Raw genomic sequence first — 11,350 nt, 5'->3', positions numbered from 1 at the left:
GCCACAGGAACACGGAAGATCTTTTGGACAGCGTCTTCTTATGACTCGCCAAGGTAAGATAAATGAGCATTCCAAATGTTACACAACGAACAGCAAACGTCTCCACCACAGAACCTAGGCCGCCTGCGCAAAGCGTCACTAACACGTCAATAACGCCAGCCCCCGCAAGTACTCCTCCAGTAGCCAAGCTGCCTACCAAAACGGTGGAACAGCTCCAAGCCGACAACCAGAACCTTTTCAACTTGGTCGACCAGCTCCGCCAAATTGCCAGTCAAAATGCGAGCACACCCCTCACCCCACTCCAACTTTCAAGCGCTTTAAAAAGTCAAATTGACGTGCCATACGTAGGTTCGACCTACGCCATGACACGTTCCACGCCCCCGATATTGGCGACCGTCATTGCCGACCTTGGTTTTGAGCTGCCAAGCACTGTCGATGAAGTCACTGCACTTGCCAAAAAAATTGAGCAACGGGCCTTAACGTATCCGTTGGGAAATCTAGGTGGCGCACTTTCCTGGCCAATTCCGATGTCGGAAGAGGACCGAAGGAGCATTCGTTCGTTCCTCTTCTGCGATAAAAGCGGCTTGCCTGGCTTACCATTGCCGAAACATGGCAACGGCACGCTGCATTACTTGTTGAAAGGCAGTTCGGTCACGCACAGTGATTTGCAGAGTGACCCTCAACAGACGCTGCAAAAATTGTTCGATTCCCCCAGGGCTCAGGCACTGGGGCAGGCTTTACAGGCGCACCTGAAGGGTGTGGCCACGGCCACCAGTATTTATGACTATCTGTTGACCGCGATGATCGATGGGCTCTATCTGAGTGGCCTTTGGTATCCCGAACCCAAAAAAATCGGTGATGTCTATCTCGACTCCCCCCTGTATTGGGGTCAACCACCCTCGCTGATTGCCGAGAACCTGAGCAAGTATCTGATCAAGGAAGGCCTCGCGACACACTCGTCGGCTAAACTTGCGACCCACGTTCTGCTGGCGAGTCACGCTCCGCAGTTTCTCATCAAAGATATTCCCCAGAATGTGAAAGTCGGCGGTGTTCTCTGGGGGCAATTGACAACCGCAGCAGCCAAGATCGAAGCCCAGACGCCTGGCCGGGTGCCTAACATGACCTATGCCGAGGTTATTGCCACAGCGGAGTCCCTGCCGGCCAGCAATATCGACGTTAAACTTGCCCAGCGTGAAGCCCTAAAAGAGTGGGGGTTAGCCAATGGTGTGCTGCCTATTTTGCAAACCCGTTGGACCCCGGTAAATGGCGTACTGACGCCCTCAACTCCCGAACCAACAGCGTCGCAAATGGAACAGGCCAGAGTGGCCTACAACAGTCGCTTGCAGGCGCTGGTGGAGACGTCTACGTCTTTATATATGCCACCGGCCAGTCGAAAAGAAATTGCACTCGACTGCCTCAAAGCTGAGTTTGCGAAACTTGATCCATCGGTTTTTGAAGCCCAAGTCCTCGCAAAAGCCTCCATAGGCCGCGCCAGAGCCGGCGATCCAAGGATGCGCTCCATGCTTGATATTGTGATGGAAGGGGACGCGCTGGGGCAAACATACAAATGGATCACCAATGACCGCAGGGTTCCGCTTGATAAGTTTAACGATTTTGCACGCTCCGAACGGTTTCGCACGCCCGAAGTATTCAAGACTAAATTCGACGCGTCGATAACAGCGCAAAAAAAAGGCCATCACGGAATGGTCAAACACCTGATATCGCAATTGCCATTAGCCGACCGCAAAAATTTTGAATTCGGCGATATCGAGTGCTCTTACGAAAAACACTACAAAGATGCGCCGGGTAACGCACTCGTGACGGTGGGTCGCGAACATACATTGTTTGTGAAAACCACGTACAAAGGTGAGAGCAATCTGTATGAAATCGACACCACCCAAGGGACAATCAACAAACAAAACGAGCGTATGACGGGAAACCTGAAGCAGGTCATTAAAATAGACGGACGCTATCAGCCGGTTACTTCGATTATTACGCCTTATCCCGGCGACGCCCGCATTGGCAAGACTGATAATCCAGACAGTTCTGAGACCCCCAACAGTTTCGACTCCAACCGAACCAATGAGATTGCCAGTTTCTACGTTAAATCCTTACGCCTTGATGATGAAAGTGTGCTGAATTACGCCAAAGGCGTGACGTCTTACGATCATGATCGGTCGGGTGACAAGGGGGTTGGTGAATTCTTCCTCAACCTCATCCCGTTCCGGTCTGCCATCGACAACCTAGCGAAAGGCAACGTCGTCGAGGGAATAGCAGACCTAACGATGGATGTCATGGGGCTGCTGACTTTTGGCGCAGGCAAGACTGCCCAGGCCGCCAAAGTCTTTGGCAATGGCGCCAAGGCGGCAAAAGTCATCAAGTTCCTAGGGACGTCCGCCTTTGAAGTACTCAACCCACTGAGCGGAGCAAGTGATGCGATCGCAGGGGTTGGGACATTGCTGAAAAAGGGAGCGGCAAAGAGTTGGAACAAGGGCGCGGAGCTGGTGAACATGCTCAAGGGCGCAGACGGCAATTATGATCTGCTCAAAGCAGCCAGTAAAAATAACGGTGTCGTCGCCACGGGTACGTACAAAATCGCAGAAACTACCTTCGAAGGCGCGGCAGTATTGGTCGATAGTAAATGGTATGCCTACAACCCGGTGAACGGACGCCCGTATGGCAAACCGCGTCCCATGTTTACGGCCCAAAGCGTGGCGATGGGCGGCCACATGCAAGAATTCAAGGTACTGGGTACTGGCCTGGCGATGTCTGCGGATCAAACAAAACGAGGCCCTCGCCTGACTCTGGATGCCCATGGCATTATTCCGCCGGGGCACACCTCAGCAACCATGACGGTAAATGGCACGCAACTGACCCCTAACGAGTTAGTTGATCTACTGAAAGCACAGGGCGTAAAGCTGGACAAATACGCAGAGATCCGTTTAACCATGTGTTTTTCCGCGACAGGCGGAGCCCATTCGTTTGCCGCGCAGTTTGCCAAACAGACCAAAAAGCCCGTTGAAGGGTTCGAGGGCATTATGCAGGTCAATGATCCTGCAATAAGCGATATAGCCGCGCGGACATTTGCCAACAAGGCCCGCCAGCGTGACTATATTGACGACACGATCATTGGGCAAAAAAAGCACGAAATCGTGAAGTACACCATGACCGGCCGGACTGCGGACAATCGAGGTATTTACACACATAGCCCAAACTACAATCCGGTTCGTTTTGATGTTCAAGGTGTTCCGGCCGCGCCCAAGCCGCCTCGCCCTCCTTACAGGGGCGATGCAGTCGAGCAGCCTGTGATCGAATTGCCGGTAACCAAGCCCGAACCTTCAAATTTTGACTTTGACGAGTACGACGATCTCACGTGATCGAAGCTTGAAACGAACGCCCGGCACGCTGCGACTGCCGGGCACTGAAGGGGCGGGACATTGCAGCCTATAACCGTCACAATGTTTGTATGTCTGGGGAACTTACCTGGATCGACAGGACTCATGGATGAGAAGGGTCGTTAAATGACTAAAGGCCTGTATTTCCAATTCCTCAGGAACTCTCCCTATGCCCGCTGCCCCCTCCACCATCCTGGTAGTCGAAGATGACGCGATCGTGCGCATGCTGATCGTCGATGTGCTCGAAGAGTTGGAGTTCAGCGTGCTTGAAGCGGCGGACGCTCAAGAGGCTTTGCATATGGTCGAAAACACTGAAAAGGTGATCGACCTGATGATGACCGATGTCGGCCTGCCCGACATGGACGGTAAGCAGTTGGCGACCAAGGCGCGCGAACTACGCCCAGCCCTGCCTATCCTGTTCGCCAGCGGCTATGCCGAAAGCATTGACGTGCCGGCGGGCATGCAAGTGATCGGCAAACCGTTCTCCATCGACCAACTGCGTGACAAGGTCAAGTCGATGCTGCCTGTCGGCTGAAGCCCCGCCCTGCCACTGCACTGCGCTCCTCATTTCGTTGCACCAGGGCTATCTGCGCTGCTGGGGGCTACTCGGTGCCTGCTCACCTGCCCTGGTCACATCACCGGTTTAGCCTCAGCTCACCTTGCCTGCAGGGATTAACGTGACGTTCGGCAAATAAAGTTGGAAACTCGGCGCTTTGATCCCTCGCCCTTTAAAAGCACTCTGGAAGGACGCAACAACATGATTGGAAAACCGACGCGCCTGCTGTTGGCGAGCCTCTCGATGCTCATGAGTACCGGCGCCTTGGCCGATTTCACGGCCACCCCTGCCGAAGCCCGGTCGATTGCCAAGGAAGCCTACCTGTATGGCTACCCGGTCGTGGCAATGTACAAGACGCTCTACACCCAAGCCGTCGATAAAGGTGGTGCCCACTTCAAGGCGCCGTTCAACCACGTCGGCAATACCGCCCAGGCCATCACGCCCAAAGACACCGCATTCGCCACTCCGAACCCGGACACGCCCTACTCCTTCATGTGGATGGACCTGCGCAAAGAACCGTTGGTGCTGACCCTGCCGAAGATCGAAGACAACCGTTACTACTCCGTGCAGTTAATCGACCTCTACACGCAGAACATGGCGTATTTGGGCACGCGCAGTACCGGCAACAATGGCGGCCACTACATGATCGCCGGCCCCGACTGGAAAGGTCAGCAGCCGGTCGACATCGACCGTGTGGTGTACAGCGAAAGCAATATTGCCTACGCCCTTTACCGCACGCAGCTGTTTGATGAGAAAGACCTGAACAAGGTCAAGCAGATTCAGAACGGCTACAAAGTCCAGCCGCTGAGCAGCTACGTGAAACAGGCAGCGCCGGCCCCGGCGCCTAAAATCGTCTGGCCCAAACCAATGGCCACGATGACTGAAGGCCCGCAACTGTTCCGCTACCTGAACTTCATGCTGTCCTTTGCCGCGCCGCAGGACAGCGAAAAAGACCTGCTGGCACGCTTTGCCAAGATCGGAATTGCGCCTGGTGCACCGTTCAAGGTCAAGGCGTTGACCGCTGAACAACGCAAAGCCCTGGAAGAGGGGATTGCCGACGCCAGGGCTGAGTTTGCCGCGTTCAAGAAAGACAAGATCGACACTCACCAAGTGCCCAGTGCCGACCTGTTCGGTAGCCGTGACCGCCTCAAAAACAACTACCTTTACCGCTACGCCGGTGCTGAACTCGGCATTTTCGGCAACTCCCCCGATGAAGCCGTGTACCTGAGCTACCGCGTCGACAGTGAAGGCAAACCAGCCAACGGTGCGCGCCACAGCTACACCGTGCACTTTGCCAAGGACCAGTTGCCGCCCGCCGAGGCGTTCTGGTCGCTGACCATGTACGACGCCAAGACCAAGCTGCTGGCACGCAACCTTAAGAAACGCTACCAGATCAATTCGCAGATGCTGCCGAATCTCAAGCTGGACGCCGACGGCGGACTGACGCTGGCATTGCAGCACCATGAGCCGCCGAAAGCCGAACAGAGCAACTGGCTGCCCGCCCCGCCCGGCCCGTTTTATGCCGTACTGCGGATCTACCTGCCCAAGCCTGACGTGGGCCAATGGAAGCTGCCTCCGCTGACGCCTCTCAAGTAATACCCTATGCCCGGCCGCAACAGGATTCGGTCGGGCACTGGCTTCACTGACTACCGCTGGTTTATCAGGCAATAAAACCGGTAAGGTGCGCGCGGTGATTTTATGGAGTGGTACCGCGCATGACTTGCTGGGATGTCCTCGGTCTATCCTCGGATGCAGATAGCCGCACGATCAAGCGTCAATACGCCACGTTGTTGAAGAAAACCCGGCCGGATGATGACGCCGAGGGGTTTCAACGGCTGCGTGAGGCGTATGAAAGCGCATTGAACTGGAGCCAGAGGGAGCAAGAACCCGAGGTTTTCGACGTGCTCGTCGAGAACGTGGCTGAGCCCCTCGCCCAGCGGTATCAAGCAGCCCAAAGCAATGGCAGTGCGCTGTACTTCGAAATTGAGTTGCTGCAACGCTGCATTCAGGGCGAGCTGAGCGCTGAAGACCGGCAGTGGGCATTCGAAACCTTCAACTGGCTGACGGCCTGGCAACGCCTGGAGTTGCCCGGCGAGCTGGTCGAGGCACTCGAACAGCAACACCGAACCGCCCTGCAACAACCGCTGCGCCTTGCCCTCGAACAGAAAGATGAGGCTGGGTTCCTGGCGGCTTACGCTGCACGCGCCGACCATTCCTGGGTGAACAATCACCCCCACGCGGCATGGTTCAACCAATGGCTGGCAAAATTGCTCGCCCACAGTCACTACTGGTCCGGCACAGTATTCGATGCGGTTTGCGCGGGCCAAGACTGGCACGGCGGCAGCGGTCATGGCTGCCCAGCGGGCGAATGGGCGATATTGCTGCGACGCCAACAAGCGCCGATCTTCATGGCCCGCCAACGTGCACTGGCGGCCGAGCCCCCGTACAGCCCGCAACAGCGCGCCGCGCGCTTGCTGCTGGCGCCCATGAGCCTGTGTCAGCGGCGCGCGTTCGCCCAGCGTCTTGACGCACAAGACTGGAAAGCCTGCCACGCGCTTAGCGTAGAGATCTATGCAGACCACGTCGCCGAAGCCGAAGCGATGCCAGGCGGCACCGTGTATTTCTGGCAAGGTTGGGACAAGGGCATGGACACCTGGCCGTGGGTAATCGCCATCCTGCTCAGTTGCCTGCTGGGTACGTTGATGCAAGCCACGACCTTGAGCGGCAACTTATTACCAAGCCTGGGCCACGGACTGCTGTGGTCACTGGCCTACGTGGTTGGCGCTGGCCTGGCCTGGCAGGCCTGGCGCCCGCTGGCCCACCAGTACCGCGTACTGGATGAGCAACTGAGCCGACGCCTGCCCCGCAGGATCAGCCCTACCCACTTGCCGCTGTTGCCGATACGCGAGCTGGTGCCCGGGGCCGTCATAGCGGCAGCACTAGGCTACGTATTGGGCCCCTTCGCCAGCCTTACCCTGATAGCGGTATTGGCGGCGATTGGCGTGGTCAAACGGCCTTTCATGAACAGTCATACGCCGTGGGCTGTGCGCCACCCTCGATGGGCCAAGGTGGCCCTCGTCGGTTACCTAGTCATGGGTGTAGCGCTGTACACCGGCCTGAAGTTGCTGGATGACCAGCACCGCGTCACCCGTAACCAAGGGCTGCAACAGTGGACCGAACGCCTGTGCAGCCGCATGCCCAGAACTGACGTTGAATGCCAGGCGCCTGCCACCCAGGCGCAATGGTACGGCCAGGAGGTCAAGCCATGAACCCGAAATGGTTGCTACCCATCGGCCTATTGTTGGGCTTGGGATTGCTCGGCGTGGCCGGCGCCACCAAGCCCCTGCAGCACGTGCAGTTGTGGCTGGACCAGCGGGACGGCCCCTACACCGCAACCGCCAGCGCATTGGCACCGATCATTGATTGCGTGAACCGTATCGACCGGGATACACGCCTGGCTCACTACCGCTGGCACGCTGCGCAGCCCGAGGCACCCACTCACGACAAGTTCGGCGACAACAACGAGCCTGAACCGCGCATTATCCAGGCGGCAGTCTGCTCCCAGTTGTACACCCTCAAACTCGAACGTCAGCAGCCCGGAAGCCTGCTGATCGGTCTCGCCAGTGTCTACGCGTATAAATTGAATAAATTCACCACACTGGCCGACATGGTCAACCCGATGCAGCCCGAAGGCCTGGCACCGAGTGCTCGGCAAATAGTGGCGCAGGCCATGAATGAGCACCTGGCCACTGAACTGGCACAAAAAGGCGAGGATTACCTAGCAGTGTCGACGTTACTGCGCCAGCAGTTGGAAGACGAAGACCTGCGTTTACGCCCGGCGCAATTGGCATTATTGGAAACGCGCTTTGGCCGAGACCTGCATTGGCATGTGCTGAACTACATGATTGCGGCACGCCAGGCCGTGAACGAGATCGAACAAGGTATGCGAAATGCAAGCCTTACACCGCAAACTGTCGGCACCCTGGCGAATGCTGTGCAAAAGGCCGCTGACGATGTAAAGGCCTACGTACGCCTGCACCCTGGCCAAACAATGGACGAAGAAGCCCGTTTCCTGTGGTACACGATTACCCCGCCAGCCGATGAATACCTGGCGAGGCTCAATAGCCTGAAGCAGCACTGGCTCGACCACGCCCCGCCACAGCAACTGAGTGACGACTACTACCTCGTCACCCGCCGCTATGACGCCCTGCTCAGCTACTACAACCGGCCCGCCAGGAATGCGTTTTAGCCCTTAGTGTTTTTCAGCTTCATAGAGAACTGATGCAGGTCCGACGCCCAGCCATCGATAACACCTTTGACATCATCGGCCTTCATCACCTGCGAGTCATTGGACAACGGCTTGCCGGTGCCTTTGCGCACGACTTGGGCAATCACCTTGCCACTGGCCCCGTCGAGGAACTGCGCTTCGGTGCCCAAGGTGGTTTCCTGGTCACGAATGCCGGTGCCGGTGCTCACCGCCGCCGCCACCAACGCGACGGGAATGTACTCGTAGGGCTTGAGGCTTTCCGTCTTGCTGCTGACGGCGGTAATGGCCGCGCGCACCACGATGACACCCGGCCCGGGCGCGTTGGCGATCGGCAGCGACTTGGCCAATTCACGCTTGAGGGCCTGGCTGTAGTAGGTGTTGATGCCGTTCAGGGTACTCTCAGGGATTTTTGTCGTGGCCTGGGGCTTGGGATAGAACTGCGTGGGTTCGATAAACACCGCGTTGTAGCGGCTCAAGTCCAGATGGGGATCAACCCAGCGCATCACCTCGGCACCCGAGGGCGACTTGGCTTGCTTGAGTTGGCTGTAGTCCGAGAGAAAGCCTGAATACTCATGCGGCTGCGGGACTTTGCTGGCGCAACCGGTCATGGCAATTGAAGCAACGCACAACGTACTGATCATTAGCCTTAGTTTCATCATTGAACTCCCTGGCGGTCATCATCGAAATGCTGAGCCATAGGTATAGCCAAGGCAGTGGTACATTGCTCAGCCGCGTTCACGCGGGATCAGACTCTGCAGTTGCGACGCCAGGAAGTTCGCGTCGAAGGCAAAGGTGTCCGGGTCTTTCAGGCCGTTGGTTTTTTTCCATAACCAATCGTTTTTATCCGCCGGCAGCACCAGCGAGACACTCCCGTGCCGTGCGGCGGTCAGGCCCATGACCGACACGGAAATCGAGCCGCCCGCGCCCATTACTTCCGGCACGAACTCCACCGGCTTGCCGGTGATCTGCACGGTCAGCTTCTCGGTCTTGAAGGTTGATGTTTCTACCGGCAGGCTCGGGCCACTGGCCACGTAGGCTTCACGCTGGACCTCCAGCAAACCCACGGTTTTGACCGGCTCCAGCCACTGCTCGATCTGCCCGAACAGCTCGCCGAGTTTTTGCGCCCAGCGGGCCGACTGCACGTCGAATTGCTGTTTTTTATGCGCTTCGCTGTCGGCGTAATGACGAAGCATCTCGCCCAGTTGCTGTACATCGTCCATTGCGGCGTTCCTTGGATAAGCCAGGTTGCGAGCACTGATCATGGCAGATGCGGCGGCGGGCCGTACGATTATGCGTTGCCAGCGCAGTGCGTTGAAGATTCAGGCGAGAAGTTAAAACGCGGATCAGAACCGCCATAACCCTTGTTCTGAGGCCTTAACAACTGATCCGTAGTAATCAGCTTTTTCTGAGTCTGTTTTGTTTTACCCATGCTTCCTACAGTGCCCGCCACTTGGAACCGTGGGAGGACTGAGCATGAGTAACGCAACAACCGGACAGGCCTATAACTACAAGGTCGTGCGCCAATTCGTCATCGCAACCATCGTATGGGGCGTGGTCGGCATGGCCATGGGCGTGTGGATTGCTTCACAACTGGTGTGGCCCGAGATGAACCTTGACCTGCCCTGGACCACCTTTGGCCGGCTGCGGCCCTTGCATACCAGCCTGGTGATCTTCGGGTTTGCCGGCAGCGCGCAATTCGCCGCCAGCTACTACGCCGTGCAGCGCACCTGCCAGGTTCGCTTGTTTTCCGACACGCTGGCGGCCTTTACGTTCTGGGGCTGGCAATCGGTGATTGTGATCATGTTGATCAGCTTGCCTTTGGGTTATACCACCACCAAGGAATACGCCGAGATCGAGTTCTCCGGTGCGGTGTGGATGACCGTGGTGTGGGTGGCCTATGCCGTGGTGTTTTTCACCACCGTGGTGCGGCGCAAGACCCGGCATATCTATGTGGGCAACTGGTTTTTCGGCGCATTTATTCTGGTGATCGCCATGTTGCATGTGGTCAATCACCTGTCGATCCCGGTGGGCTGGTTCAAGTCTTACCCGGTGTACTCCGGGGCCACCGATGCGATGGTGCAATGGTGGTACGGGCACAACGCCGTGGGCTTTTTCCTCACTACCGGCTTTTTGGGGATGATGTACTACTTTGTGCCCAAGCAAGTCGGACGGCCGGTTTACTCGTATCGCCTGTCGATCGTGCATTTCTGGGCGTTGATCACCCTGTACATCTGGGCCGGGCCGCACCATTTGCACTACACCGCGTTGCCAGACTGGGCGCAGTCGCTGGGCATGGCGATGTCACTGATCCTGCTGGCGCCAAGTTGGGGCGGCATGATCAACGGCATGATGACCTTGTCCGGTGCCTGGCATCAGTTACGCACCGACCCGATCCTGCGTTTTCTGGTGTTGTCGTTGGCGTTCTACGGTATGTCGACCTTCGAGGGCCCGATGATGGCAATCAAGACCGTTAACGCCCTCTCCCACTACACCGACTGGACCATCGGCCACGTGCATGCCGGCGCCCTGGGTTGGGTGGCGATGATTACCTTCGGCTCGCTGTACCACATGATCCCAAAGGTGTTTGGCCGTGAGCAAATGCACAGCGTGGCGTTGATCAACCTGCACTTCTGGCTGGCTACCATCGGCACCGTGCTCTATATCGCCTCGATGTGGGTCAACGGCATCACTCAGGGCCTGATGTGGCGGGCGGTGAACGATGACGGCACGCTCACCTACTCGTTTGTCGAGGCGTTGCAGGCCAGTCATCCGGGGTTTGTGGTGCGCTTTGCCGGCGGCGTGTTTTTCCTGACCGGGATGCTGCTGATGGCCTACAACACCTGGCGCACAGTACGGGTCGCAGACTTACGCATCGCGCAGCTTGATGCGCGGATCGCCTGAGATGTGGAGCCTGTTAATACTGGTGTTCCTGTATGGCGCGGTGGAATATTGCCTGCGTGGGGAGTCTGAAAGAAGCCTGGATGACGCCAGTATGCTGCCGTTCGCCGATGACCCTGAGGTGGCGCGACGGGTCGAGTTGGCCACCGGCAAGCCAATCAACGCGGTGGCTCCGGAGCAGGCCAAGCCAGGCTGGGGCAACCTGGACATCTGAAACTGCTCCGGTCATTTTGC

Annotated in this window: 9 protein-coding genes; 7 read left to right on the top strand and 2 right to left on the bottom strand. The window is 57.3% G+C overall.

Annotated elements, in window-relative coordinates:
- The first annotated feature begins 62 nt into the window (after nt 1-62).
- The 5 genes from FW764_RS00635 (at nt 63) to FW764_RS00615 (ending at nt 8,200) form a co-directional block, all read left to right on the top strand.
- Entirely contained in the window at nt 63-3,377 is a 3,315-nt protein-coding gene (locus tag FW764_RS00635; protein ID WP_446432266.1) for a hypothetical protein, read from the top strand.
- 187 nt (nt 3,378-3,564) lie between these two features.
- Nucleotides 3,565-3,930: a response regulator gene (locus tag FW764_RS00630; RefSeq protein WP_446432265.1), complete on the top strand. Its 366-nt coding sequence runs from the start codon at nt 3,565-3,567 to the stop codon at nt 3,928-3,930.
- A gap of 222 nt (nt 3,931-4,152) precedes the next feature.
- The gene (locus FW764_RS00625) at nt 4,153-5,547 is read left to right on the top strand and encodes a DUF1254 domain-containing protein (protein ID WP_446432264.1); all 1,395 of its coding nucleotides are present in this window, start codon (nt 4,153-4,155) and stop codon (nt 5,545-5,547) included.
- Between the two features lie 119 nt (nt 5,548-5,666).
- A complete protein-coding gene (locus FW764_RS00620) occupies nt 5,667-7,220 on the top strand; it encodes a J domain-containing protein (RefSeq protein WP_446432263.1) in 1,554 nt (517 codons plus the stop codon).
- On the top strand, nt 7,217-8,200 hold the full coding sequence (locus FW764_RS00615; RefSeq protein WP_446432262.1) for a DUF3829 domain-containing protein: 984 nt from the start codon (nt 7,217-7,219) through the stop codon (nt 8,198-8,200). Before FW764_RS00620 ends, FW764_RS00615 begins: the two co-directional genes overlap by 4 nt.
- Here FW764_RS00615 and FW764_RS00610 read toward each other — a convergent pair.
- The gene (locus tag FW764_RS00610) at nt 8,197-8,874 is read right to left on the bottom strand and encodes a DUF3313 domain-containing protein (RefSeq protein WP_446432261.1); all 678 of its coding nucleotides are present in this window, start codon (nt 8,872-8,874) and stop codon (nt 8,197-8,199) included. The genes FW764_RS00615 and FW764_RS00610 overlap by 4 nt on opposite strands.
- Before the next feature lie 69 nt (nt 8,875-8,943).
- Nucleotides 8,944-9,438, bottom strand: a complete 495-nt coding sequence (locus FW764_RS00605; protein WP_446432260.1) for a hypothetical protein — start codon at nt 9,436-9,438, stop codon at nt 8,944-8,946.
- 253 nt (nt 9,439-9,691) lie between these two features.
- Here FW764_RS00605 and ccoN point away from each other — a divergent pair, with 253 nt between their 5' ends.
- Both ccoN and FW764_RS00595 read left to right on the top strand, forming a co-directional pair.
- On the top strand, nt 9,692-11,119 hold the full coding sequence (gene ccoN, locus FW764_RS00600) for a cytochrome-c oxidase, cbb3-type subunit I (RefSeq protein WP_446432259.1): 1,428 nt from the start codon (nt 9,692-9,694) through the stop codon (nt 11,117-11,119).
- Between the two features lies 1 nt (nt 11,120).
- A complete protein-coding gene (locus tag FW764_RS00595; RefSeq protein ID WP_446432258.1) occupies nt 11,121-11,330 on the top strand; it encodes a cbb3-type cytochrome c oxidase subunit 3 in 210 nt (69 codons plus the stop codon).
- Nucleotides 11,331-11,350 lie beyond the last annotated feature (20 nt).

This window comes from Pseudomonas sp. 1152_12 (genome assembly GCF_052850675.1).
This window is presented reverse-complemented; position numbering and strand designations above follow the sequence as displayed.